The organism is Citricoccus zhacaiensis, assembly GCF_014645315.1.
Taxonomy (GTDB): Bacteria; Actinomycetota; Actinomycetes; order Actinomycetales; family Micrococcaceae; genus Citricoccus; species Citricoccus zhacaiensis.
In genome coordinates this window covers 213,211-238,370 of the sequence record NZ_BMLQ01000001.1, presented here as the reverse complement: position 1 = coordinate 238,370, position 25,160 = coordinate 213,211, and the positions used below count along the sequence as shown (strand labels likewise).

Sequence of the window (25,160 nt, the reverse complement as noted above, 5' to 3'; positions counted from 1 at the left end):
CTCGGCCCCGGAGCAGACGGGCTAGGCCGCAGCCTGCTTCAGGGCCTGGCGCACCCGCTTCTCCGAGACGGAGACAGCGGTCCCCAGGTCCTGCGCGAAGTAACTGATGCGCAGCTCCTCGATGAGCCACCGCACCGCGTCCAGCGCGGGCGGGGCGGACTGGCCGGCGGGCAGCTTCCGCACCTCGGCGTCGAAGGCATCCTCGAGACCCTGCACCACGGCCATGTCCCGGGCATCGCGCTGCACCTGGCCCCCGGCCTTGAGCTTGTCGATCCGCCGGAGCATGCCCTGCAGGTAGCGGGGCAGGTGCTGCAGGTGGGCCCACCCGGTCGCGGCGACGAACCCCGGGAACACCAACTGTTCCAGGTGGGCCTTGATGTCGTTGAGGGCGGGGGCCATGGCCAGGGACACCGACCCCTTGAGCTCCTTGCGCACCTGGGTGGCGCGGGACAGCACCTGCTCCACGATGGCCGTCACCGCGAAGACGGTGTCGATCAGCTCGGCCCGCACGGTGGTGAACAGCTGGCGGAACTCGGCCTCGGTGAACGGCAGGGACTCCGGGACCAGCCGGTCCACCGCGGCCCGGGTGCAGTCGTTGATCAACTGCTCCACCGAACCGTGGGGGTTCTGCGTGAACGTCAGCTTCTCCCGGTTGTCCAGATGGTCCAGGACGTAGCGCTGCGGGCTCGGCACCAGGGCCAGCAACAGGTTCACGACGCCGGCCCGGTGCGCGGCCTGCTGGTCCTCCTCGGTGCGGAACACCGTCAGGCCTGCGGCGGGCGAACCGTCCGGGGCGGTCTCGGCGGTGAGTCCCGGATAGCCGGTGATCCGCTGAGTGCCCGAGCCTGTCGAGCCCGCAGAGATCACCGTGTCCACCTTGCGCGGGATGTCCCCGACCACCCAGTCGGTCAGTCTGTGCCGCTCGGCGAAGGCAGTACTGGCCGGGCCGTCGGCGGGACGGTCGGCGGAGCGGCCGGAGGAACGGGCGTGGGTACCGCGCCGGACGTTCTGCGGGGACGGTGCAGAGCCGGCGCCACCGCCGGCGCCACCGCCGTCGCCACCGCCGCCGACGCGGGCGAGCGACTCCGCGATGGCCGTGCGGTTCGCCCCGGCCAGCCGGTCCTGGAGCGCGGCGAGGTCCTGGCCCGTGCCCATGACGGCGCCGCGGGCATCCACCACGCGGTAGTCGGGCACCAGGTGCGGCGGGATGGCGGACAGGTCCCAGGAACCCGGGGGGATGACCACGCCCTTCATCCGGCGCAGGGCCAGTTCCAGGGCGGGCAGCAGATCGTCCGCAGCGGGGTCCGCGTCCCGGGCCAATTGCTCGACGGCGGCCCGCGCCACGTCCGGCGCCGGCACGAAATTCTTGCGCACGGCCTTGGGCAGGGAGCGGATCAGGGCCGTCACGAGGTCGACACGCAGCCCCGGGACGAGCCAGCGGAACCGTTCCGGGTCCATCTGGTTGAGCATCAGGATCGGGATGAGGACGGTGATGCCGTCCGACTCGCCGGCCCCGGCCGCCGGGTTGAAGTCGTAGGACAGTTCCAGGTCGATTCCGCCCCCGTCCGTCGGATGGTGGAACACCGTGGGGAACTGGTCCGTGTCCAGCTCCTCGGTGTCCACGGCCAGGAGCGACTGCTGATCGAGGTCCAGCAGGTCCGGGGACGTCTGCCGCGTCTTCTTCCACCAGGAGTCGAAGTGCCGCTCGGAGACGACGGTGGCGGGGATGCGCGCGTCGTAGAAGTCGAAGAGGTCCTGATCCGAGACGCGGAGGTCGCGCCGGCGCAGGCGCGTCTCGAGGTCCTCGATCTCGGCCAGGGCTGTCCGGTTGCGTGCGAAGAATTGGTGCCGGGTCTTCCAGTCGCCTTCCACCAGGGCGTGGCGGATGAACAGCTCACGGGAACCGGCCGGGTCGATCCGCCAGAACTGGACCTGCCGGTCCGGGATCAGGGTGATACCGAACAGCGTGACCTTCTCCCGAGCGACCACCGAGCCGGAGCGTCGGGACCAGTGGGGCTCGTTGTAGGTCCGCTTCGCCAGGGCACCTGCGGCCTCCACGGCCCAGACAGGATCGATCTTCGCCACCATCCGGGCCCAGAGCCGCGAGGTCTCCACGAGCTCGGCCGCCATGACGAAGGCATGCCGCTTCTTGAACAGCGCCGAGCCTGGGAACACCGCGAACCGCGTGTTGCGGGCACCCTGGTAGTCGCGCTTGCGCTCGTCCCACGCCCCGATGTGGGACAGCAGTCCGGTCAGCAGGGACCGGTGCACGGGTTCATGCTGACCCACCGGGTCCACGGGCCCGGGGGAGACGGAGATGCCCAGCGGCTTGGCCAGCTGGCGCAGCTGCTGGACCAGGTCCTGCCACTCGCGGACCCGGAGGTAGTTGATGTACTCGGTGCGGCACATCCGGCGGAACTGGTTCCCGGAGAGCTCCTTCTGTTGCTCGCGCAGATACGCCCACAGGTTCAACAGCGCCGAGAAGTCCGAGTTCTCATCCTTGAAGCGGGAGTGCTGCTCATCGGCCTGGGCGCGCTGCTCGGTGGGGCGCTCGCGGGGGTCTTGGATGGTCAGGGCCGCGGCGAGGACCATGACCTCGCGCACGCAACCGCGCTCGCCGGCCTCCACGATCATCCGTCCCAGACGTGGGTCCACGGGGAGCCGGGCCAGCTTCCGGCCGACCGGCGTGATGGTGCCCTTGGGATAGGACCTGCCGCGCTCATCCGGCTGGCCGCTGTTCAGTGCCCCCAACTCCGTCAGCAGGGCCGCACCGTCGGTGACCTGCCGGGAGTCCGGCGGCTGCAGGAAGGGGAAGTCGCCGACGTCGGCCGGGGTGGTCGCCACGCCCATGGAGCACATCTGCAGGATGACGGCCGCGAGGTTGGTGCGCAGGATCTCCGGGTCGGTGAACTCGGGGCGGGACTCGAAGTCCTCCTGCGAGTACAGGCGGATCGCGATGCCGTCCGAGGTGCGGCCCGAACGCCCGGACCGCTGGTTGGCGCTGGCCTGGCTGATGCGCTCGATCGGCAGCCGCTGGACCTTGGTCCGGTGGGAGTACCGGGAGATGCGGGCCGTACCGGTGTCGATGACGTACTTGATCCCGGGAACGGTCAGCGAGGTCTCTGCCACATTGGTCGCCAGGACGATGCGCCGCCGGGGGCCGGTGGAGAACACGCGGTGCTGTTCCGCCATGGACAGCCGCCCGTAGAGCGGCAGGATCTCCGCGTTCCCGAGGCGGCGGTTGGCGGCGACCCGGGGCGCCAATGCCTCCGCGGCGTCACGGATCTCACGCTCGCCGGAGAAGAACACGAGGATGTCCCCGTCCGGCTCGCGGGACAGCTCGTCCACGGCATCGCAGACCGCGTCCACGGGATCGCGGGACTCTTCATCGGTGTCGGTGTCGGCGTCGGTGTCGAACCCCGCGGAGCCGTCATCCTCTTCGCCCGGACCTCCTGCACTGCCCGGAGCACCGTCACGGCGCGGGGCGTCCAGGGGGCGGTAGCGGATCTCCACGGGAAAGGTGCGGCCGGAGACTTCGATGATCGGGGCCGGCTCGTCCTGACCAGCGGCATCGGGCAGCGCGAAGTGGGCGGCGAAGGACTCCGGATCGATGGTCGCGGAGGTGATGATGACGCGCAGGTCGGGGCGCCGGGGCAGCAGGCGCTTGAGGTATCCGAGCAGGAAGTCGATGTTGAGACTGCGTTCGTGCGCCTCATCGATGATGATCGCGGAGTACCTGGACAGCAACTGGTCATGCTGGATCTCGGCGAGCAGGATGCCGTCCGTCATGACCTTGACCCGGGTCCGTGCGGACGTCTGGGCCGTGAAGCGGACCTGGTAGCCGACGTCGGAGCCGATCTCCGTGCCGAGCTCGTGGGCGATGCGTTCGGCCACGGAGCGGGCGGCCAGGCGTCGCGGCTGGGTGTGACCGATCATCCGCTCGGCATCCAGCACGCCCTCGTCGGCCAGCTCGAGGAGCATCTTGGGCAGCTGGGTGGTCTTCCCCGACCCGGTCTCGCCGGCCACGATGACGACCTGGTGGTCGCGGATGGCACCCATGATCCGGTCCCGTTCGGCGGAGACCGGCAGGTTCGGTGGGTACTCCAGGCGGATGGTGGAGGCGTGCACGGAGGGGTGCGTCGTGGCATCGGACATGGCACCGGCCAGTCTACGGGGCGTGCGGGTCGGTGGGCATGCCGGCTCAGGGAGGCGCCATATCAGCGGGGATGCCGGGGCAGCGGCGATGTCGGCTCAGGCTGCCCGGTCGCCGGCGGAGGGAGGATGGCCGGCGAGGTGGAAGTCCACGGGGCCCTGGAACACGAGTCTCGGGAGGAGGCCGGGACATAAATCAGCGTCAGAAGGCAATGGAGCGTCAGACGGTAGTCGAACGCGGTGTCCGATGGTGGGGGTGGTGCCGGGCGGCACCGTGGGGGCTCGGACCCCTGATGGTGCGGGCGGCACCAGGCGTCGGGGCAGGCGGGTGTACTGGTGTCCGGTGGGGGTGGTGACGGTGAGCTCGTCCGGCGTGGAGCGGTGGGTCCAGCCGGGTTGTTCCTTGGTCTGGTTGCAGCGCACGCAGAGCCCGGAACCGTTGGCGTAGCTCGTGGTCCCGCCGTCACGGTGGGGCGTGGCGTGATCGAGGTGGCGGATCGGCGCTGCGCAGAACGGAGTGCGGCAGGTGTCGTCCCGGATCAGGATCATCTGACGCAGGCCGCCGGTGAAGGTGCGGCGGTGAGAGTCCATGGCTACGAGATGACCGGTCTCGGGTGCGGTGTAGAGACGGCGCAGGAACACGTCTGCCTCCGTATCGGAGAGGACACCTCTGGCGGTCGCGGCGGGGATCGGGCCCAGGCCGGGAATCCAGGCCGGGGCGTGGTCTCCGTCCAGCAGCGCCTGGTCGGTCATGACGAGCTGGATCTCGACCGGGACGGAACCGGCCTCGCTCTGCCCCGTGAGCCGTTCGACGAAGGTGTCCGTGAGGACCTGCTGCGGCGTGCGCTCGCCGGCGTCCCCACCGGCGATCAGCGTGGCGGCCGCAGCGGTGAGGCTCTGATGGCAGGCCGCGGCCTGGGCCAGGGGCAGCAGTGCGGTGAGGTAGGCCATGCCGGGGCTGCTCTCGGCCGGTTTCAGGCTGAGGTGCCGGTCCCGGCAGGCCTGCTCCTGGTGTTCGACGGCCGCAGCCGGGTCCTGCCCCTGGGCATGGGCCTGGGCCTCACGGGTCAGCTCGCGGTGACTGAGATGGCCGAGCCGGTCCGCCAGTGCGGCGTCCACGGCGTGCCGGTGGTGGGGATCGAGCCAGTGGGTCTGGCGGTCGACGGCCGCGGCCTGGTCTTCCGTAATGGTCCCGTCGGTCAGCGCCTCCAGGGTGTGGGGGAGGTGCTGGAGGAGGTTCAGGGCCAGGCGCAGGTGGTGGGAGCCGCGGGAGTGGGCCGCCTTGCGCGCCAGGGCGACCTCGCCCGGAAGGCCGCGGCCGCGCCTGGTCACGGGGATGCCGCGGACTCCCTCGGCGTGGGTGCGGTGGGCGTGCAGGGCGGCGGTCTCACGGGCCTGGGCGGCGGCGCAGGCCGCCTTGAGGGCCTCCAGGGCGTGGATGCGGTCAATGGCCTCGGCCTCGGGTCCGTCCGGTGAGGCGATGGCGTTCGGAGGGGTGCCGGAGTCGTTACCAGGAGAATCCGCCTCGACCAGGTCGTCACGGTCGAGGGCCGCGGCCGGGGCCATCAGCGCCAGGGCCTGGCGTAGTCCGATGAGGTCCAGGGCGTTGACCAGAGCCTTGACCGGAGCGGGACCGGCGGCGGGAGCGCTGCCGGTGGCGCCGCCGTCGGGCAGGGGGTCCAACCTGATTTCTTCGAACATGTGTACTACTCTACGGAGGTGCTCGGACACGATAAGCACCCCGCGGTGGAACGGTGGACGGGGCTGGTCATCCGGTCGCCTGTGGAGGAGCCCCCGTTCTCCACGGTATTCACTACGGCCTTCTCCGCGTCCGCGAAGATCTCCGTGCGTGGTGCCTGACTGTATGACGTGGGACACGACTATGGTGGGATACCGTCGTACCCCGGATCCCTCGCACCGGCGCACCCGCGTCCACCCGGCGTACGCGGTGGTGAAAGGACCCCCATGATGCTCGGTAGCCAGAAGAACCGCACCGGACTCCGTGCAGGAGCGCTGCTCGCTGTCTCCGCACTCGCCCTGACCGCCTGCGGCAACGACGGAGGCGACGGCGGCTCCGCGACCGAGGGCGGCGACGGCGCCGAGTCCTATTCCATCGGTGTGTCACAGTTCCTTTCCCACCCCTCGCTGGACGCGGCCCGCGCCGGGTTCGAGGAACGGATCGAGGAGTCCGGCCTGGACATCACCCTGGACGTCCAGAATGCCCAGGGCGATCAGGCGACCGCCAACACCATCGCCGGCTCCTTCGCCTCCGGTGACCACGACCTCGTGCTGGCGATCGCCACCCCGTCCGCACAGACCGCCGCCCAGGCCATCACCGACATCCCGGTGCTCTTCACCGCCGTGACCGACCCGGTCTCGGCCAACCTGGTGGAGTCGAACGAGGCCCCCGGCGGCAATGTCACGGGTACCTCCGATGCCAACCCCGTGCTGGAGCAGCTGACCCTGCTGACCGAGCTGGATCCCGAGGCCCAGACGGTCGGCATCGTCTACTCCTCCGGCGAGGTCAACTCCGAGGTCCAGGTCGAGTGGGCCAAGGAGGCCGCGGAGGAGCTGGGCCTGGAGATCGTCGAGGCCACCGTCTCCAACTCCTCCGAGGTGCAGCAGGCCGCGAACTCGCTCTCCGACGTCGACGCCCTGTACGTGCCCACCGACAATGCGGTGGTATCCGCCCTGGAGACCCTGATCGGTGTGGCCCAGGACCGCCAGATCCCGCTGATCCCCGCCGAGGGCGATTCGGTGGAGCGCGGCGGCGTGGCCACGTACGGCCTGAGCTACGACCAGCTCGGTGCGCAGACGGCGGACATGGCCCTCCGCATCCTGACCGAGGGTGCAGACCCTGCCACCATGCCGGTGGAGACCCAGACCGAACCGGAGCTGTACGTGAACCCGGCCGCCGCCGAGGCCATGGGCGTGGAGATCCCGCAGTCAATGATCGACGAGGCCGACCACGTGGTGGGCCAGGAGTAGGCATCCCTTCATGAACACCGCCATCGAACTGGGCCTGATCTACGCGATCATGGCCCTCGGGGTCTACGTGACCTTCCGCATCCTCGACTTCCCAGACCTGACGGTGGACGGCTCGTTCACCACGGGCGCGGCCGTCGCCGCCATCTCGATCGTCAACGGGGTGAACCCGTATCTGACCTTCCTGCTGGCGTTCGTGGCGGGATTCCTGGCGGGCGTGATCACGGGTCTACTGCACACCAAGGGACGCATCAACGGCCTCCTGGCCGGAATCCTCACCCAGATCGCGTTGTATTCGATCAATCTGCGGATCATGGCCAAGGCCAACGTCCCCTTGCTGGGCGAGGAGACGGCCATCAGCCCGCTCAAGGACGCCGGCCTGATCGGCGGCTGGGGTTCCATCGGCATCTTCGCGGCCGTGGCCATCCTGCTGGCGCTCATCCTGGCCTGGTTCCTGCACACGGACCTCGGCCTGGCCATGCAGGCCACCGGGGACAACGAGAAGATGATTCGCTCCTACGGGGTCAACACGGACAACCAGAAGATCCTGGGCCTGGCCCTGTCCAACGCCCTCGTCGGAGTCAGCGGGGCCGTGGTCGCCCAGTTCCAGGGCTTCGCGGACATCGGCATGGGCATCGGCCTCATCATCGCCGGCCTGGCGTCCGTGATCCTCGGCCAGGCCATCTTCGGCACGCGCTCGATCCTCGTGGCCGTCCTGGCCGTCATCGCCGGTTCCGTCCTCTACCGGGTGGCCATCCAACTGGCCCTCACGGTGGGACTGGACCCGAACGACATGAAGCTCGTCTCGGCCGTGCTGGTGGTGATCGCCCTGGTGGTACCGCAGATGCCGTTCTTCCGGCGTCGCAAGGCGCTGGTGAACCGGGCCGACCCGGGCGGTGCCGCCGCCGCGGGAGCCGAGGCGCCGACGTCGCCGGCCGGCGCGACCGCCGGGGCACCCGCAGGCGCACCGGACGCCCCCACCGCAGGAGGAACCCGCTGATGCTGACTCTGACGGACGTGAACAAGACGTTCTTCCCGGGCACCGTCAACGAGCGGCGCGCCCTGCGGGGGATCGAGCTCCACCTGAGCGAGGGCGACTTCGTCACGGTGATCGGCTCCAACGGGGCGGGCAAGTCGACGGTGCTGAACGTGATCTCGGGCGGACTGGCGCCGGACTCCGGCACCGTGACGATCGACGGGCGCAATGTCACGCGGCTCAAGGACCACCGCCGGGCCGCCCTGGTGGGCCGGGTCTTCCAGGACCCGATGGCGGGAACCGCGCCGCACCTGAGCATCGAGGAGAACATGGCGATCGCGGACAAGCGCGGCGCCACCCGGATGCTGGGCCGAGGCGTCACCCACGCCAAGCGCCGCCGTTTCAGGGAGGCGCTCTCCGTACTCGAACTGGGCCTCGAGAACCGGCTCAAGGCCAAGGTCGGACTGCTCTCCGGTGGCCAGCGGCAGGCCCTCAGCTTGCTCATGGCCACGTTCTCGGACCCGCGGATCCTGCTGCTGGACGAGCACACCGCCGCCCTGGATCCGCAGCGTGCCGAGCTCGTGACCCGGCTGACCGAGCAGATCGTCACGGATCAGGGGCTCACCACTCTGATGGTCACGCACAACATGGAGCAGGCGCTGCGGGTGGGCAACCGACTGGTCATGATGCACGACGGCCAGATCATCCTCGACCTCGACGAGGAGCAGAAGTGCGGCAAGACCGTGCGGGACCTGCTCGGCGAGTTCGAGAAGATCAAGGGGGCCACGCTGGACGACAAGACCCTGCTGCAGTAGGAGACCTCCATGGACACCACCTTCAAACTCATAGCGATCCTGTTGTACTTCGCCGCGATGCTGGCCATCGGCTTCTACGCGTCCCGGAAGAACAACGACCTCGACGACTACATGCTGGCCGGGCGAAAGCTCCCGCCGTTCGTGGCGGCACTCTCCGCCGGTGCCTCGGACATGTCTGGCTGGTTGCTCCTCGGCCTGCCCGGCGCGGTCTACGCCGCTGGCCTGGTCGAGGCCTGGATCGCCGTCGGCCTGACCATCGGCGCCTGGCTGAACTGGAAGTTCATCTCCCCGCGCCTGCGGGCCTACACCGAGGTGGCACGGAACTCCATCACCATCCCCTCGTTCCTGGAGAACCGCTTCCGTGACCGCACGCACCTGCTGCGGATCGTGGCCGGTGGGATCGTGCTGGTGTACTTCACCTTCTACGTGTCCTCCGGCATGGTGGCCGGCGGCAAGTTCTTCGAGTCCTCGTTCGGCTCGACCTACCTCGTCGGCATGCTGCTCGTGGCCGGCGTGACCATCGTCTACACCCTGTTCGGCGGCTTCCTCGGCGCCTCGCTCACGGACGTGGCGCAGGGCATGCTCATGCTGGCCGCACTCATCGCCGTCCCGGTGGTCGCCATCATCAACGTGGGCGGCTGGGGCGAGATGGTCAACCTGATCGGGTCCGCGGACGCCGGGATGGAGGAGGGCACCAACCGGCTGTCCTTCCTCGCCAACGCCACGTGGGTCGGTGTGATCTCCGCCTTGGCCTGGGGGCTGGGCTACTTCGGCCAGCCCCACATCATCGTCCGCTTCATGGCCCTGCGTTCAGCGAAGGACGCCGTGGCCGGACGTCGTATCGGCGTGGCCTGGATGGCCATCTGTGCCTTCGGCGCCATCATGACCGCGCTGGTGGGCATCGCCTACTTCCAGGCGAATCCCGGCACCACGCTGGACGATCCGGAGACGGTGTTCCTGGTCCTGGCCCAGATCCTGTTCCACCCCTTCGTGGCCGGACTGGTCCTCGCGGCCGTGCTGGCCGCCGTGATGTCCACGATCTCCTCCCAGTTGATCGTGTGCTCCTCCGCCCTGGTGGAGGACCTCTACAAGCTCTTCGGCCGCCAGGCCAGTGCGCGGAACGAGTTGTGGCTGGGCCGCGGCGGGGTCATCCTGGTGGCCATCATCGCGATCCTCATCGCCCTCGATCCCGAGGCCAGTGTCCTGGACCTCGTCAGCTTCGCCTGGGCCGGCTTCGGCGCCTCCTTCGGGCCGGTGGTGATCCTGGCCCTGTTCTGGAAGAGATTCAACGCCTGGGGCTCCCTGTCCTCGCTGGTGGTCGGCGCCGTCATCGTGTTCTGGTGGGGCAACATGCCGGACGAGGCCTGGGGTGGGGTCTTCGAGATGTATGAGATCGTTCCCGGCTTCGTGCTGGCCGCCATCGTGGGCATCATCGTCTCCCTGGTGACCCACCGCTCGGAGGCCGTGGAGACGGCCGAGATCAGCGCCGAGTTCGACGAGGCCGTCGCAGTGTCCAAGGGCAAGGAGTTCGTCGCCTCGGAGGCCTGAGCTGCGCGGTGGGACGGTTCACCCGGGATGCTGAGCTGTCACTCTCGGCCCTCGGTAGCCGCGCAGTGCCGCGTCTTCCCGCATCCCCAGGGACAGGTACAGGGCGTGCGCCGCCTCCCGGGACTCGCGCACCGTCAGGTGCAGCATCTCAGGATTTCCCGCGGCCAGTAGCCGTTCGGCGAGTCCGACGACGAGCCGACGGCCCAACCCGTGGCGCCGGGCTTCGGGGACCACGGCCGTGAAGTCCACATAGGCCTGCCCGTCGTCCTGGAGAGAGCCCGCGGCGTAACCCAGCACCGCGCCGGTGGAATCCTCGGCCACCACGGTGTGGTGGCGGGAGAGCAACTGGGCGGCCGTCGCGTAGGCCTCGCCGAACTCGACTGTGTGCAGCGGTTCCAGGAGCCCGACGTCGGCCGGTTCCGCCGGGCGGATATGCACCGGTTCCCGAGGGCGCACCGGCGGCGCCGCGCCGGCGTCAGACCCGGTGAGCTGGTCGGCTTGGTGGGTTTGGTGGGTTTGTTTGGCTTGTTCAGCCGGTGCTGCCGGCTCCGCCCACCGCGCCGCCGTACGGGCCGGGACCACCATGGCGTAGTTCACCTCCGTGGCGTTCCAGCCCAGGTCGGAGGCCAGCGCGGCCATGGACCCGTTCGCCACGTGGCCGCACATCTCGAAGCGTTCGATGCCCTCAGGGACGGCGTGGCACACCGCAGCCACCAGGGCGGCGCCGTGGCGGGCCACCTGCTCGGGAGCGCCCCACGGGCCGTGGACCCAGGCCATCGACGGCTCCGGGTCCCAGTCGACGGTGCACGCGGCGACGACCGTGCCGTCCTGTTCCACGACCTTCAGGCCCTGCAACCAGGGCTGGTCCAGGCCCTCGAGTTCGGCCTCGATCCCGGCGGCATCCTCCCCGAGGAACGCGGTGCCGGTGGCGGGGTCCTGTTGGCAGGCGATGATGAAGGCGAGGGCGGCGCTTCTGTCCACCGTGCTGCCCTCCACCGTGCTGCTGCCCTCCACCGCGTCTGCCGCCACTGGGTTTCTCTCGACCATGAGGGAATCGTCTGCCCTACGATGGCGTGATGGAAGAGCTCGCTGCCGAACTCGTCGATCACCGTTGGGGCTCTGACGCCCCGGGCCAACCGTGGCTGGGCTTTGAGGCCGGGGGCCGGCTGTACGGTTCAGACGGCTGCAATCGCCTGATGGGGGAGTGGACCCTGACGGAGGAGCGGGTCGACTTCGGCCGTCTGGTCTCGACGATGATGTTCTGCAAGGGTGTGGACACCTGGCTCAACGGCGCCGTGTCCGCACTGCTCCTCCGTGACACTTCCGGAGATCGGCTCGAGGTCCTCGATGCAGCCGGCCAGGTCATCGGCGCCCTGCTGCGGGCCGTGCCGGACTCCGGGACCACCGCGTGACGTTCAGGCTGTGGGTGATGCCGCCGACGCGGACATGAGGAGAGAGAAGAGGAGATGATGGTGCCCCCGGCAGGAATCGAACCTGCGGCCTTCTGCTCCGGAGGCAGACGCTCTATCCCCTGAGCTACGGAGGCGGGGGTCCCTCAAGCGGCGGGCCGATCAGGACTTGATAACCCTACCCCATGTGGGGCCGGTGCGGGAAACCGGCCCACCGTCCGGCGCAGGTTACGGACGGGGACCGCCAGAACATTAGACTGTCGCGGGTGACCCCCGAAGACCTTTCCACAGCCCTGGCCGCTTGTCTGCAGGATGCCGTTGATTCCGGCGAGATCTCTGTGGAGGTGCCCACCACGATCAAGGTGGAGCGACCGAAGAACCGAGAGCACGGTGACTGGGCCACCAACGTGGCCATGCAGCTGGGTAAGAAGGCCGGCCTGGCCCCACGAGACCTCGCGGCGCTGCTCGCCGAGAAGCTGGCGCAGGTCCCCGGTGTGGACCGGGTGGACATCGCCGGCCCCGGCTTCCTGAACATCACGCTCGACGCCGCGGCCGCGGGGGAGCTGGCCCGCACCGTCGTCGAGGGCGGAGCCGCCTATGGCCGGAACACCGCCCTGGCGGGCAGCGTGGTCAACATGGAGTTCGTCTCCGCGAACCCCACGGGCCCCCTGCACATCGGCCATACCCGCTGGGCCGCGCTCGGCGACGCGATCTCCCGGCTGCTGCGCGCCTCCGGGGCCGAGGTCACAGCCGAGTACTACATCAACGACGCAGGCAACCAGATGAACGTGTTCGCCCAGTCGGTCTACAACCGCCTGCACGGGCTGCCCGTGCCGGAGGGCGGCTACCCGGGCGAGTACATCCAGGACCTGGCCACCCAGGTGCGCACCGAACACCCGGACATCACCACCCTCACCGAGGAGGCGGCCCTCCCGGTCATCCGCGAGGCGGCCTACCGCCACCAGATGCAGGACATCCGGGACACGCTCGAGACCTTCGGCGTGCACTTCGATGTCTGGTTCTCGGAGAAGGAGCTGCACGAGTCCGGCGCCATCGGCCATGCCGTGCAGCGGCTGCGCGAGCAGGGCCACATCGACGACCGTGAGGGCGCCGTCTGGCTGCGCACCACCGACTTCGGGGATGACAAGGACCGCGTGCTCATCCGCGCCAACGGCGAGCCCACCTACTTCGCCGCGGATGCCGCCTACTACCTGTCCAAGAAGGACCGCGGCTTCATCGAGAAGATCTACCTGCTCGGCGCGGACCACCACGGCTACGTCGGCCGTCTCAAGGCCATCGCGGCCTGCGCCGGTGACGACCCGGCACGCAACATCGAGGTGCTCATCGGCCAGCTGATCTCCGTCAACGGAGCCAAGCTGTCCAAGCGGGCCGGCAACATCATCGAGCTCAAGGACCTCATCGACTGGCTCGGGGCGGACGCGCTGCGCTACTCCTTGGCCCGGTACCCGGCGGATTCCCCGATCACCATCGACCCGGAGATCCTCACGTCGAAGACCAATGACAACCCGGTGTTCTACGTGCAGTACGCCCATGCGCGGTCCCGGGGTGCGGCACGCACGGCCGAGGCGGCCGGCGTCGACCGTTCCGTCTTCGACGCCGCGCTGCTGACGCACGCGACCGAATCGGATCTGCTGGCCCGACTCGGCGAATTCCCGTCGATCGTGGCCCAGGCGGCCGAATTCCGCGAACCGCACCGCGTGGCCCGCCACCTGGAGGTCATCGCCGGCGCCTACCATTCCTGGTATGCCGCGTGCCGGATCGTGCCCGTGGCCGAGGACCGGACCGGCGACGTCCAGCCGGGGGAGATCACCGACCTCAACCGCACCCGCCTGTGGCTCAATGAGGCCACCGCGCAGGTGCTCGCCAATGGACTCGACCTGCTGGGCGTGAGCGCCCCGGAACGGATGTGACCGTGACTGCTTCTACTGCCCACGCCTCGCCCCTGGCACCCGACTGGTTGGACTACCCCGAAGACCCGAACGCCCTGGTCACCAAGCTCTGGGCCTCCGGAGTGGAACGGAACGACGACGGCGAGATCGCCGTCCAGGGTCTGCCCGCCTCCCAGCTGGCGCGGGACTACGGGACACCGCTCCTGGTCCTCGACGAGGACGACTTCCGCTCGCGCGCTCGTTCCTTCCGCGACGCCTTCAACGAGGCCTTCGCGGACCTGTGCGGGGGCGTGGACGTCTACTACGCCGGCAAGTCCTTCCTCTGCACCCCGGCCGCCCGCTGGGTGAGTGAGGAGGGCCTGCGCCTGGACACCGCCTCCGGGGGCGAGATGGCCACCGCGCTGCGCGCCGGCGTCGATCCGGCGCACATCGGACTGCACGGCAACAACAAGTCCGATGACGAGATGCGCCGGGCCCTGGCCGCCGGGGTCGGGCGGATCGTCGTGGACTCCCTGGACGAGCTGGACCGGCTCACGGAGCTGGCCGCCGAGGCCGGCGCGGTCGCCCCCGTGATGCTGCGGCTGACGCCCGGCGTGCACGCCCACACCCATGAGTTCATCGCCACCGCCCACGAGGATCAGAAGTTCGGACTCTCGATGGCGGGGCCGGCTGGAACGGACGGAGCGGCTGGAACGGCCGGGTCGCCGGCCGCAGAGGCCGTCGCGCGGGCGCTGGCCGCCGGGTCCATCGACCTGCGCGGACTGCACTGCCACATCGGCTCGCAGATCTTCGAGCCCGAGGGCTTCGGCGTGGCCGCCGAGAAGCTGCTGGGCTTCCTCGCCGAGATCAAGGCGGAGCACGGAGTCGAGCTGGAGGAGCTGGACCTCGGCGGCGGACACGGCATCGCCTACACCGCCGCGGACACCCCGCGGACGCCGCAGGACATCGCCACCACGCTGGCCGGCGTGGTCGGCGCGGCCTGCACGGCGCTGGGGATGGCCTGCCCTCGGATCTCGATCGAGCCCGGCCGTGCCATCTCCGGCCCGGCCGCCTTCACCCTGTACGAGGCCGGTGTCCGCAAGACCGTGACCGTGGACGGTGACCAGGGCACCACCCATCCGCGCCGCTACGTCTCCGTGGACGGGGGCATGTCGGACAATGCCCGCCCGGTCCTCTACGAGGCCGACTACTCCGTGGCCCTGGCCTCCCGTGTCTCCGGCGCCCCGGCGGTCCTCTCCCGGGTGGTCGGCAAGCACTGTGAGTCCGGGGACATCGTCGTCAAGGATGCCTACCTGCCGGACGACGTGGCCCGCGGCGACCTGCTGGCCGTGCCCGCCACCGGTGCGTACTGCCATTCGCTGTCCAGCAACTACAACATGCTCACCCGGCCGGCCGTCGTCGCGGTCCAGGGCGGGCAGGCCCGCGTGATCATCCGCCGCGAGACCGAAGAGGACCTCTTCGCCCGCGAGACCGGTCTGTAGCGGAGCCGACTTTTCCATCCCGACTTTTCCATCTCCCAGAACCAACGGAGGACCATGACCGTCACGACCCCGTCCGCCCCGCACGACTCGCAGCCGGCACTGAAGATCGCGCTGCTGGGCGCCGGCACCGTCGGCTCCCAGGTGGCGCGGATCCTCACGGAGGACGCCGAGATGCTGGCCGCCCGGGTGGGCGCGCGCCTGGAGCTGGCCGGCGTCTTCGTCCGCAATCCGGACGGGCGTCGCGACTACCAGCTGCCCCGCGAGCTGTACACCACGGACGCCGAGGCGCTGGTGGATTCCGCCGACATCGTGCTGGAGCTGATGGGTGGCATCGAGCCCGCCAAGTCGCTCATCGAACGGGCCATCGGCAACGGCTCGGCCGTGGTCACCGGCAACAAGGCCCTGCTCGCCCAGTCCGGCTCGGAGTTGTTCGCGGCCGCCGCGGAGGCCGGCACCCAGCTCTCCTTCGAGGCGTCCGTGGCCGGGGCCATCCCTATCTTGCGCCCGCTGCGGGACTCCCTGGCCGGGGACACCGTCACCCGCGTGATGGGCATCGCCAACGGCACGACGAACTACATCCTGGACCAGATGGACACCACCGGGGCGGCTTTTGATGATGCCCTCGCCGATGCCCAGGAGCTCGGCTACGCCGAGGCCGACCCGACGGCGGACATCGAGGGCCATGACGCGGCCGCCAAGGCCGCGATCCTGGCCAACCTGGCCTTCCACGCACCGTTCCGGATCGACGAGGTCTACTGTGAGGGCATCACCAGGATCACCGCCGCGGACAACGAGGCCGCCTCCGAGGCCGGCTACGTCATCAAGCTGCTGGCGATCGCCGAGCGGATCACCGCTGGTGACGGGACCGCCGGCGCCGTGCTGCGCGTGCACCCGACTCTGTTGCCGCGCGAACACCCGCTGGCCGCCGTCCGCGGCGCCTTCAACGCCGTCTTCGTCGAGACGCAGAACGCCGGCGAGCTGATGTTCTACGGGCCCGGTGCCGGCGGTGCCCCCACGGCCAGCGCCGTCATGGGGGACACTGTCTCCATCGCCCGACGGCTGGTGCGTGGCGGTGCCGGACGCACGCACACCCCTCGATCCGTGGTGCCGGCCCTGCCCGTGGGGGAGGCTCGCACCAGCTACATGGTGGTCATCCGGGTGGCGGACCGCCCCGGAGTGCTGGCCGCCATTGCCTCGGCCGTCGCCGAACACGGTGTGTCGATCGAGTCCATGCGGCAGGTCCCCCTGGCGGAGGACGACCTCGTCGTCGAGGAATCCGACGAGGCCTACACCGATGAGGCTCCCGAGTCGCTCCTGCGCATCATCACGCACGAGGCCAAGGAGCAGAACCTGGCGGCCACCGTGGCCACCATCAAGGAACTGGACGTGGTGACCGAAGTGGTCTCGGTCCTGCGAGTCGAAGGGAACTGAACACAGTGGCACACCAATGGCGCGGGGTCATCCGCGAATACGCCGACCGCCTGCCCGTCAGCAAGAGCACCCGGGTGGTCACCCTGGGCGAGGGCGGCACGCCGCTGATCGAGGCCCCCGCCCTGTCCCAGCTCGTGGACGGTGAGGTGTGGGTGAAGTTCGAGGGCATGAACCCCACCGGCTCCTTCAAGGACCGCGGCATGACCATGGCCATCACCGCTGCCGTGGAGCAGGGCGCCCAGGCCGTGGTCTGCGCCTCCACCGGCAACACCTCGGCCTCCGCCGCCGCCTACGCGACCCAGGCCGGGCTGACGTGCGCCGTGCTGGTCCCGGACGGCAAGATCGCCATGGGCAAGCTCTCGCAGGCCATCGCCCACGGCGCCACGCTGCTGCAGGTGGACGGCAACTTCGACAACTGCCTCGACGTGGCCCGCAAGCTCTCCGAGAACTACCCGGTCTTCCTCGTGAACTCCGTGAACCCGAACCGCATCGAGGGGCAGAAGACCGGTGCCTTCGAGGTCGTGGACGCCCTCGGCGATGCCCCGGACTACCACCTGCTGCCCGTCGGCAATGCCGGCAACATCACCGCCTACTGGAAGGGCTACCAGGAGTACTCCCAGCCCTATACGAACCCCCACCCCGGTGCCGTCCCCGCCGGGTCCGAGCCGGTCGAGCTGCCCGCGGTGGCCACCCGGACCCCCACGATGTGGGGTTTCCAGGCCGCCGGTGCGGCACCGATCGTCCTCGGTCATCCCGTGACCGAGCCGGACACCATCGCCACCGCCATCCGGATCGGCAACCCGGCCTCCTGGGAGCAGGCCGAGGCTGCGCGCGACGAGTCCGGGGGCATGATCGACTCCGTCACCGATGACGAGATCCTGGCCGCCCACCGCTGGCTGTCCGCCCGGGAGGGCGTCTTCGTGGAGCCCGCCTCCGCCGCCGGCGTGGCCGGACTCATCAAGCACCACGCCCTCGGCAACGTCCCGGCCGGCAAGCGCTGGGTCATCACGGTGACCGGTCACGGGCTCAAGGACCCGCAGTGGGCCCTGAGGAATGCGGACGGCTCGGACGTCGAACCGCAGAAGGTGCCGTTCGACGTCGTGGCCGTGGCCGAGGCCCTGGGGCTCTCCTGATGCCGAATCGGCCGGAGCGGAGTCTGGCACAGGGTCTGAGGAGCGTGCCCGCCGGGGTCACCGTGCGTGTCTCCGTCCCCGCGACCTCGGCGAATCTCGGCCCCGGATTCGATTCCATGGGCCTCGCCCTCGACCTGCGGGACGATGTTGAGGTGACCACCGTGGACGAGGGCTTCTCGGCCGTGGTGCAGGGCGAGGGGGCCGGAACCGTGCCCACCGACGCCTCGCACCTGGTGATCGCCACGTTGCGCGGATACCTGCTCGAGCGCGGCTGGAAGGTGCCCGGGCTGGAGCTGGTGGCCACCAACCGGATCCCGCATGGCCGTGGGCTCGGTTCCTCGGCCGCGGCCCATGCCAGCGCCATCCTGCTCGCCGACGCCCTGCTGCCGGAGGACGAACGCGCCTCCGCGGCGGACCTGCTCAACGCGGCCTCGCACCTGGAGGGCCACCCGGACAACGTGGCGCCGGCCCTGACCGGGGGGCTCACCGTCTCCTGGGAGGAGGACGGTCGCTACCGTTCCTCGGCCATGAGGCCGCATCCCGCGGTGGTGCCCGTGGTAGCCATCCCCGCGCAGCCGCTGAGCACCGAGACGGCCCGCGGGCTGTTGCCCTCGCAGGTCCCGCACCACGTGGCCGCCGCGAACGCCGGCCGGGTGGGGCTGTTGGTGCACGCCTTGACGCAGGAGCCGTCACTGCTGCTGGCCGGCACGCGCGACTGGCTGCACCAGGACCAGAGGGAGCCGGCCATGCCGGAGTCCGTCGGACTGGTGCGAGACCTGCGCCGGCAGGGGCTGGCCGCCGTGGTCTCCGGCGCCGGCCCGACCGTCATGGTGCTCGCCGACGGCATGGACCAGGCAGGCCGTGCCCGGGCAGCCCTGCAGGCAGGCCTTGAGGGGTCCGCGCAGCCGTGGCGTGTCAGCATTCTGCCCGTGGACGCCGCGGGTGCTAAGGTGGAGACACACCGCTCAGGCCAGCCCATCTCGGGCTGATGTCGACCGGGTTCCGCTGAGAGTGCGGATCCCGTGGTCGGTGGGAATCCAGGCTCCACGCGGACCAGTTCGGTCCCAGCGGGCTTCGACCTGTCTTGGCTCCCTGGATTGGACTTTCCCGGATCGAGTCCGATCCGGTACTGAATCCCGGTTTTCAGCCACCTGTTCAGGTGGCAGCCGGTACACACTTCGCGGGATCCCTCCAGTCGGATCCTGCCTGACGAGGGAGAAGGAACCTTCGTGACCGAAACCACTGAACTGCCCACGGCCTCCGCGGGCAATTCCGCCGAGGCACCCGCCGCGGCTGCCACCACTGCCACCACCGCCGCCCCAGCAGGCGGCGGACTGGCTGGCCTGAAGCTGGCCCAGCTGCAGGCGCTGGCCTCCCAGCTCGGCATCACCGGGGGATCCCGGATGCGCAAATCCGACCTGGTGGCCGCCATCTCCAGCCACCAGCGCGGCGGCTCCGTCGCGGACCGCAAGCAGGCTGAGAACACGTCCGGTGCCGCAGCCGGGTCGGACACCAAGGCCGGTGCCGACAGCAAGGCCGGCGCCGATGACGGCGCGGCCGCACCGAAGCGCCGTACCCGCGGCACCAAGGCCGCCGGCGCCCAGGCCGAGCAGAAGCAGGCTGAGCAGCCGGCTGACCAGAAGCAGGCTGACTCGTCGGCAGACCAGTCGGTCGAGCAGTCGAGCGACCAGAAGCAGCCCGCGACGTCGGCCGCGGGCACCGAGGGCGGCGCTCCCGAGCGTCCGGCCCGCCGGACCCGTTCACGCCGCGCCGAGTCGGCGGCCGGCACCACCGGCGAGGACCAGTCCGCCCCCGCGGAGACCTCGTCCGAGGCGGCGTCCGAGTCCCGGAACGGTGCCAGCGAGGGCGCCGGCCAGGGGACCGACGGCCAGCAGGAGCGCTCCAACGACCGGAACGCCCGCGGCGACCGCAACAATCGCTCCGGCCGTGGCGACCGGAATGACCGGAACAGCCGTAACGACCGGAACAACGACCGCAGCGACCGGAACGCCGATCGCCAGCAGGACAACAGGTCTGACAGCAACAGGTCTGACAGCAAGTCCGACAACGATCAGCAGTCCGGTTCCCGGGGCACCAACCGGAACAACGACCGCAACGAGCGGAACAACGACCGCGACGAGGACAGCCGCCGCAACCGCCGCAACCGCAATCGCAACGACCGCAACCGCAACCGCCGCGGTCGCAGCGGCCCCGAGGTCGACGACACCGAGATGACCGAGGACGACGTGCTGCTGCCCGTCGCCGGCATCCTGGACGTCCTGGACAACTACGCCTTCGTGCGGACCTCCGGCTACCTGCCCGGCCCGAACGACGTCTACGTCTCCCTGTCCATGGTCAAGAAGTACGGCCTGCGCAAGGGCGACGCCGTCGTGGGCGCCATCCGCGCCCCGCGTGACGGCGAGAGCCAGAACAACAACAACAACACCGGCGGTGGCAACCGGCAGAAGTTCAACGCCCTGGTGCGCCTGACCTCGGTCAACGGACAGCAGGCCGAGGACAGCCCCAAGCGCACGAAGTTCAACGACCTGGTGCCGCTGTACCCGCAGGAGCGTCTGCGCCTGGAGACCGATCCCAAGCTGGTCGGCCCGCGCGTGATTGACCTGGTCTCGCCGATCGGCAAGGGGCAGCGCGGCCTCATCGTCTCGCCGCCGAAGGCCGGCAAGACGATGATCCTGCAGTCCATCGCGAATGCCGTCACCACCAACAACCCTGAGGTGCACCTCATGATGGTGCTGGTGGACGAGCGTCCGGAAGAGGTCACCGACATGCAGCGCTCGGTCAAGGGCGAGGTCATCGCCTCGACCTTCGACCGTCCTGCCGATGACCACACCACCGTGGCCGAACTGGCCATCGAACGGGCCAAGCGCCTCGTGGAGATGGGCCGCGACGTGGTGGTCCTGCTGGATTCCATGACCCGTCTGGGCCGTGCCTACAACCTGGCCGCACCGGCCTCCGGCCGCATCCTGTCCGGTGGCGTGGACTCCTCGGCGCTGTACCCGCCGAAGCGGTTCTTCGGTGCCGCCCGCAACATCGAGAACGGTGGCTCCCTGACCATCCTCGCCACCGCCCTGGTAGAGACCGGGTCCAAGATGGACGAGGTCATCTTCGAGGAGTTCAAGGGCACCGGCAACATGGAACTGCGTCTGTCCCGCCAGCTGGCGGACAAGCGCATCTTCCCGGCCGTCGACGTCAACGCCTCCGGCACCCGCCGTGAGGAGAACCTCTTGACCTCCGACGAGATCAAGATCATGTGGAAGCTGCGCCGGGTGCTGTCCGGCCTGGACACGCAGCAGGCACTGGAGATCCTGACCAACAAGATCAAGGAGACGCAGTCGAACGCCGAGTTCCTCATGCTGGTCTCCAAGACCACGTTGGGTTCCAAGGGCGAGAAGTAGCGACCCACCCTGGCCCCCGTCCCTCCTCCGTCTGCGCTGTCCGGTCTCCACCGGGCACTGGACGGCGGAAGGGCGGGGGCCGAGTCGTTCGCCCCATCACCGGGAACCGGCCCCGGCTGCGCCCCTGACTGAAGGAAGACACCCATGTTCGAATCCGTGCAGGACCTGCTGGACGAGCACCACGAGCTCACCGAGAGACTTGCGGACCCCGCCGTGCACCAGGACCAGGCCCTGTCCCGGAAGCTGGGCCGCCGCTTCGCCGAGCTCGGTGCCATCGTCGCGGCGCACCGGGCGTGGACCCAGGCCGAGGCCGACCTCGCCGATGCCCGCGAGCTCGCCGAGGACGACGAGGAGTTCGCCGCCGAGGTGCCCGAGCTCGAGGCCGCGGCGGAGCAGGCCACGGAGAAGCTGCGCCGGTTGCTCATTCCCCGGGACCCGGCCGATGCGCGGGACGCCATCCTCGAGATCAAGGGCGGCGAGGGCGGCGAGGAGGCCGCCCTCTTCGCCGCGGACCTGCTGCGGATGTACGTGCGCTTCGCCGAGTCCAAGGGGTGGAAGACCGAGATCCTCTCCACCACGGAGTCTGACCTCGGTGGCTACAAGGATGTCCAGGTAGCCATCAAGGGCAACTCGACCGACCCGTCCCAGGGCGTCTTCGCGCACCTGAAGTTCGAGGGCGGTGTGCACCGCGTGCAGCGCGTCCCCGTCACTGAGTCCCAGGGCCGCATCCACACGTCGGCAGCCGGCGTGCTGGTGTTCCCCGAGGTCGACGCGCCGGAGGAGGTCGCCATCTCCGCCAACGACCTCAAGATCGACGTGTACCGCTCCTCCGGTCCGGGCGGCCAGTCCGTGAACACCACCGACTCCGCGGTACGCATCACTCACCTGCCCACCGGGATCGTGGTGTCGATGCAGAACGAGAAGTCGCAGATCCAGAACCGAGAGGCCGGCATGCGCGTGCTGCGTTCGAGGATCCTGGCCCACCGGCAGGAACAGCTCGACGCCGAGAACGCCGCCGTACGGCATTCCCAGGTCCGGACCATGGACCGCTCCGAACGCATCCGGACCTACAACTACCCGGAGAACCGGGTGGCGGACCACCGCACCGGATACAAGGCCTACAACCTCGACGCCGTCCTGGACGGCGACCTCGGCCCCGTCCTGCAGTCCTGCATCGAGATGGACGAGGCGCACCGATTGGAGGCGTTGGGGCAGCATGACTGACACTGTGACTGACCGGCAGGCTGACTTCCAGACGGACGCCGTGACGCTGGAGTCCTTGCTACGCTCCTCGACCGAGCTGCTGGCCGCGGCCGGCGTGGACTCGCCGCGCGCGGACGCCGAGCTGCTGGCCGCCCACGTCCTGGGTGCCGGCCGCGGCGAGGTGGCCGCCTGGGCCATCGCCGGACGGCGGATTGATCCGCTCCAGTCCGTCGACCTTCGCCGGCTGACGATCTCCCGCGCCACCCGCACCCCACTGCAGTACCTGACCGGCACCACGACCTTCCGTTCCGTGGAGCTGGAGGTCGGACACGGCGTGTTCCTGCCCCGCCCGGAGACCGAACTCGTCGCCGGAGCGGCCATCGACGCCGCCCGGGCCGTTCGGCCGGGACCGGGCGAACAGGATGGACACCCGCTCGTGGTCGATCTGTGCACCGGCTCCGGGGCCATTGCGGCGGCGGTGGCCAGCGAGGTCCCCGGAGCCACGGTCCACGCGGTGGAGGCCGATCCCGAGGCGGCCTGGTGGGCGGCCGCCAACCTGGACCCGCGCGGTGTCGCGTTGCACGTGGGGGACGCCGCGACCGCACTGCCGGACCTGGACGGCCGCGCCGACGTCGTGGTGTCCAACCCTCCGTACGTGCCGGACGGCCGCATCCCGGCCCAGGCCGAGGCGCGGCGTGATCCGGGGCTGGCCCTCTACGGCGGGGGAGCGGACGGCATGCGTATGCCGACCGTCGTGGCGGCCACGGCCACCCGACTGCTGCGTCCGGGCGGCACCCTGGTCATGGAACACGACGACACGCAGGGCGAACTGGTGGCCGATCTGTTGCAGCGGGAAGGGTTGTTCAGCGACGTCCGGACGCGAGAGGACCTCAACGGGCGGCCGCGTTATACGATCGCAGCGCGCACGGATGGGACAATGGCACGGTGAGCCTGCTGATCGACTGCACCACGGAATCCGGACTGGACGAGGCCATCGAGGCGGCCCGGACGGCACTGGCCGACCGCGAATGCGTGGTCCTGCCGACGGACACCGTCTACGGGATCGGCGCCGACGCCTTCTCCCCGCAGGCCGTGGCGGTGCTCCTGGCCGCCAAGGGCCGGGGACGTGCCATGCCGCCGCCGGTGCTGATCGGGAGCACGCGGGTGATGGACGGCCTGGCCGTCGATGTCCCGCAGGGCGCCCGGGACCTGGCCGAGGAGTTCTGGCCCGGTGCCCTCACCCTGATCCTCCAGGCACAGCCCTCGCTGACCTGGGACCTGGGGGAGACCCGGGGGACCGTCGCCCTGCGCGTGCCCGACGACCAGGTGGCGCGTGAGCTGCTCCAGGAGTACGGACCGCTGGCCGTCTCCAGCGCCAACCGCACGTCTCTCCCGGCGGCGACGACGGCCGGGGCCGCCCGCGAGATGCTCGGCGACACGGTGTCCGTCTACCTCGACGACGGCGAACGCACCGTCTCCGAACCGTCCACCATCATCGACTGCACCGTCTCGCCCTTCCGCGTGGTGCGTCACGGAGCCCTCTCCTACGGCGAGCTGGCCGCGGTGGTTCCGGACCTGGTGGAATGAAGGTCTACCTGCTGCTGCTGGGGCTTTCCGCCGTCATCAGCTTCGTCCTGACACCGGCGGTGCGCAGGCTCGCCCTGGCCGGGGGCGTCTACACCCCGCAGCGCCAGCGGGACGTACACCGCGAGCCGGTGCCCAAGCTCGGCGGGGTGGCCATGATCGCCGGCGTGCTAGTGGCGTTGGGGATCGGCGCCATGATCCCGTTCCTCGACGGCATCTTCTCCGACCCCGATCCGATCCGCGGGCTGTTGTTCGCCCTCGCCGTGGTCCTGGCGATGGGCGTGGCAGACGATCTGTGGGACCTGCACTGGACCCTCAAGCTCGCCGCCCAGGTGACGGCCGCCGCGCTGGTGGCCTTCCATGGGATCCGGGTCGAGGCCATGCCGGTGGGATGGATCGCGGTGGGCAACGAACCGATCCAGATCGGTCTGACGATCTTCATCCTCGTGCTGACCATGAATGCCATCAACTTCGTGGACGGCCTCGACGGGCTGGCCGCCGGGATGGCCGTCATCGGGGGCTCAGCCTTCTTCATCTACACCTACCTGCTGACCCGGACCATCAACGAGTTCGACTACTCGAACCTGGCCACCCTGCTCATGGCCGTCCTCGTCGGGTCCTGCCTCGGCTTCCTCCCGCACAACTTCAACCCGGCGAAGATCTTCATGGGCGAGGTGGGCGCCATGCTCATCGGCCTGCTCCTGGCAGCCGCCGCCGTGGCCGTGACCGCGGACGTGGAGGCGATGGAGGGCTTCCGCTTCCGGAACGTCCCGGCCTACATGCCGATCCTGCTGCCGATCGCCGTCATGGCTCTGCCGCTGCTGGACCTGGCCCTGGCCGTGGTGCGCCGGACGGTCCGCGGGGCCAGCCCGTTCTCGGCCGACCGCGGACACCTGCACCACAAACTCGTGGACGGCGGGTGGACCCACCGGCAGGCCGTGCTGCTGCTCTACCTGTGGACCTTCCTGATCGCCTACGGGGTGGTCTCACTGAACTTCTTCGACTGGCTGATCGTCCTGCCGGTCGTCGGCGTCCTGCTGCTGGGCGCCGGATACCTGACCCTGCACCCCTGGGTGCGCCGTTCGAGGGAATCATCGAGGGAACTCCGCTCATGAAG

Annotated in this window: 18 protein-coding genes and 1 tRNA gene; 15 read left to right on the top strand and 4 right to left on the bottom strand. The window is 69.8% G+C overall.

Annotated elements, in window-relative coordinates:
* Positions 1–21: 21 nt before the first annotated feature.
* Positions 22–4,155 (bottom strand): ATP-dependent RNA helicase HrpA, encoded by a 4,134-nt coding sequence (gene hrpA / locus IEX49_RS01020; RefSeq protein WP_188803342.1) that lies wholly within the window; start codon positions 4,153–4,155, stop codon positions 22–24.
* Positions 4,156–4,251: 96 nt separating this feature from the next.
* The gene (locus IEX49_RS01015; protein WP_188803340.1) at positions 4,252–5,853 is read right to left on the bottom strand and encodes an HNH endonuclease; all 1,602 of its coding nucleotides are present in this window, start codon (positions 5,851–5,853) and stop codon (positions 4,252–4,254) included.
* A gap of 264 nt (positions 5,854–6,117) precedes the next feature.
* Here IEX49_RS01015 and IEX49_RS01010 point away from each other — a divergent pair, with 264 nt between their 5' ends.
* Genes IEX49_RS01010 through putP form a run of 4 tightly spaced genes read left to right on the top strand, consistent with a single transcriptional unit; the run spans position 6,118 to position 10,476 of the window.
* The gene (locus tag IEX49_RS01010; protein ID WP_373286653.1) at positions 6,118–7,140 is read left to right on the top strand and encodes an ABC transporter substrate-binding protein; all 1,023 of its coding nucleotides are present in this window, start codon (positions 6,118–6,120) and stop codon (positions 7,138–7,140) included.
* A gap of 10 nt (positions 7,141–7,150) precedes the next feature.
* On the top strand, positions 7,151–8,137 hold the full coding sequence (locus IEX49_RS01005) for an ABC transporter permease (protein WP_188803338.1): 987 nt from the start codon (positions 7,151–7,153) through the stop codon (positions 8,135–8,137).
* Positions 8,137–8,928, top strand: coding sequence for an ABC transporter ATP-binding protein (locus IEX49_RS01000; RefSeq protein WP_188803337.1), 792 nt, complete (start codon positions 8,137–8,139; stop codon positions 8,926–8,928). The genes IEX49_RS01005 and IEX49_RS01000 overlap by 1 nt, the downstream gene beginning before the upstream one ends.
* 9 nt (positions 8,929–8,937) lie before the next feature.
* A complete protein-coding gene (putP, locus tag IEX49_RS00995; RefSeq protein WP_188803335.1) occupies positions 8,938–10,476 on the top strand; it encodes a sodium/proline symporter PutP in 1,539 nt (512 codons plus the stop codon).
* 18 nt (positions 10,477–10,494) lie between these two features.
* On the opposite strand, the gene IEX49_RS00990 is transcribed toward putP, so the two are convergent.
* Positions 10,495–11,523 (bottom strand): GNAT family N-acetyltransferase, encoded by a 1,029-nt coding sequence (locus IEX49_RS00990; protein ID WP_188803333.1) that lies wholly within the window; start codon positions 11,521–11,523, stop codon positions 10,495–10,497.
* A 29-nt stretch (positions 11,524–11,552) separates the two neighbouring features.
* On the opposite strand from IEX49_RS00990, the gene IEX49_RS00985 reads away from it, so the two are divergent.
* Entirely contained in the window at positions 11,553–11,888 is a 336-nt protein-coding gene (locus IEX49_RS00985) for an META domain-containing protein (protein WP_188803331.1), read from the top strand.
* A gap of 58 nt (positions 11,889–11,946) precedes the next feature.
* Here the strand turns inward: IEX49_RS00985 and IEX49_RS00980 are convergent.
* A tRNA-Arg gene (locus IEX49_RS00980) sits at positions 11,947–12,022 on the bottom strand.
* A gap of 129 nt (positions 12,023–12,151) precedes the next feature.
* Between IEX49_RS00980 and argS the strand changes: the two genes are divergently transcribed.
* The 10 genes from argS to IEX49_RS00930 all read left to right on the top strand — a co-directional run bounded on the left by argS (position 12,152) and on the right by IEX49_RS00930 (position 25,158).
* Entirely contained in the window at positions 12,152–13,816 is a 1,665-nt protein-coding gene (gene argS / locus IEX49_RS00975) for an arginine--tRNA ligase (protein WP_188803329.1), read from the top strand.
* A gap of 2 nt (positions 13,817–13,818) precedes the next feature.
* On the top strand, positions 13,819–15,276 hold the full coding sequence (gene lysA / locus IEX49_RS00970; RefSeq protein WP_188803327.1) for a diaminopimelate decarboxylase: 1,458 nt from the start codon (positions 13,819–13,821) through the stop codon (positions 15,274–15,276).
* A gap of 54 nt (positions 15,277–15,330) precedes the next feature.
* On the top strand, positions 15,331–16,707 hold the full coding sequence (locus IEX49_RS00965; RefSeq protein WP_188803325.1) for a homoserine dehydrogenase: 1,377 nt from the start codon (positions 15,331–15,333) through the stop codon (positions 16,705–16,707).
* 5 nt (positions 16,708–16,712) lie between these two features.
* Positions 16,713–17,840, top strand: a complete 1,128-nt coding sequence (thrC, locus tag IEX49_RS00960) for a threonine synthase (protein WP_188803324.1) — start codon at positions 16,713–16,715, stop codon at positions 17,838–17,840.
* Positions 17,840–18,829, top strand: coding sequence for a homoserine kinase (gene thrB, locus IEX49_RS00955; RefSeq protein WP_188803322.1), 990 nt, complete (start codon positions 17,840–17,842; stop codon positions 18,827–18,829). The genes thrC and thrB overlap by 1 nt, the downstream gene beginning before the upstream one ends.
* Positions 18,830–19,069: 240 nt before the next feature.
* Positions 19,070–21,256, top strand: coding sequence for a transcription termination factor Rho (rho, locus tag IEX49_RS00950; protein WP_188803320.1), 2,187 nt, complete (start codon positions 19,070–19,072; stop codon positions 21,254–21,256).
* A gap of 144 nt (positions 21,257–21,400) precedes the next feature.
* On the top strand, positions 21,401–22,480 hold the full coding sequence (gene prfA / locus IEX49_RS00945) for a peptide chain release factor 1 (protein ID WP_188803318.1): 1,080 nt from the start codon (positions 21,401–21,403) through the stop codon (positions 22,478–22,480).
* On the top strand, positions 22,473–23,408 hold the full coding sequence (gene prmC, locus IEX49_RS00940; RefSeq protein ID WP_188803316.1) for a peptide chain release factor N(5)-glutamine methyltransferase: 936 nt from the start codon (positions 22,473–22,475) through the stop codon (positions 23,406–23,408). The genes prfA and prmC overlap by 8 nt, the downstream gene beginning before the upstream one ends.
* A complete protein-coding gene (locus tag IEX49_RS00935; protein ID WP_188803314.1) occupies positions 23,405–24,046 on the top strand; it encodes an L-threonylcarbamoyladenylate synthase in 642 nt (213 codons plus the stop codon). The genes prmC and IEX49_RS00935 overlap by 4 nt, the downstream gene beginning before the upstream one ends.
* Positions 24,043–25,158: an MraY family glycosyltransferase gene (locus tag IEX49_RS00930; RefSeq protein ID WP_188803312.1), complete on the top strand. Its 1,116-nt coding sequence runs from the start codon at positions 24,043–24,045 to the stop codon at positions 25,156–25,158. The genes IEX49_RS00935 and IEX49_RS00930 overlap by 4 nt, the downstream gene beginning before the upstream one ends.
* The last annotated feature ends 2 nt before the right edge of the window (positions 25,159–25,160 follow it).

Bases quoted from the DNA above. Each gene is read 5' to 3' on its own strand.
- hrpA (WP_188803342.1), bottom strand. From the start codon at position 4,155: ATGTCCGATGCCACGACGCACCCCTCCGTGCACGCCTCCACCATCCGC.
- IEX49_RS01015 (WP_188803340.1), bottom strand. From the start codon at position 5,853: ATGTTCGAAGAAATCAGGTTGGACCCCCTGCCCGACGGCGGCGCCACC.
- IEX49_RS01010 (WP_373286653.1), top strand. From the start codon at position 6,118: ATGATGCTCGGTAGCCAGAAGAACCGCACCGGACTCCGTGCAGGAGCG.
- IEX49_RS01005 (WP_188803338.1), top strand. From the start codon at position 7,151: ATGAACACCGCCATCGAACTGGGCCTGATCTACGCGATCATGGCCCTC.
- IEX49_RS01000 (WP_188803337.1), top strand. From the start codon at position 8,137: ATGCTGACTCTGACGGACGTGAACAAGACGTTCTTCCCGGGCACCGTC.
- putP (WP_188803335.1), top strand. From the start codon at position 8,938: ATGGACACCACCTTCAAACTCATAGCGATCCTGTTGTACTTCGCCGCG.
- IEX49_RS00990 (WP_188803333.1), bottom strand. From the start codon at position 11,523: ATGGTCGAGAGAAACCCAGTGGCGGCAGACGCGGTGGAGGGCAGCAGC.
- IEX49_RS00985 (WP_188803331.1), top strand. From the start codon at position 11,553: ATGGAAGAGCTCGCTGCCGAACTCGTCGATCACCGTTGGGGCTCTGAC.
- IEX49_RS00965 (WP_188803325.1), top strand. From the start codon at position 15,331: ATGACCGTCACGACCCCGTCCGCCCCGCACGACTCGCAGCCGGCACTG.
- thrB (WP_188803322.1), top strand. From the start codon at position 17,840: ATGCCGAATCGGCCGGAGCGGAGTCTGGCACAGGGTCTGAGGAGCGTG.
- prfA (WP_188803318.1), top strand. From the start codon at position 21,401: ATGTTCGAATCCGTGCAGGACCTGCTGGACGAGCACCACGAGCTCACC.
- prmC (WP_188803316.1), top strand. From the start codon at position 22,473: ATGACTGACACTGTGACTGACCGGCAGGCTGACTTCCAGACGGACGCC.
- IEX49_RS00930 (WP_188803312.1), top strand. From the start codon at position 24,043: ATGAAGGTCTACCTGCTGCTGCTGGGGCTTTCCGCCGTCATCAGCTTC.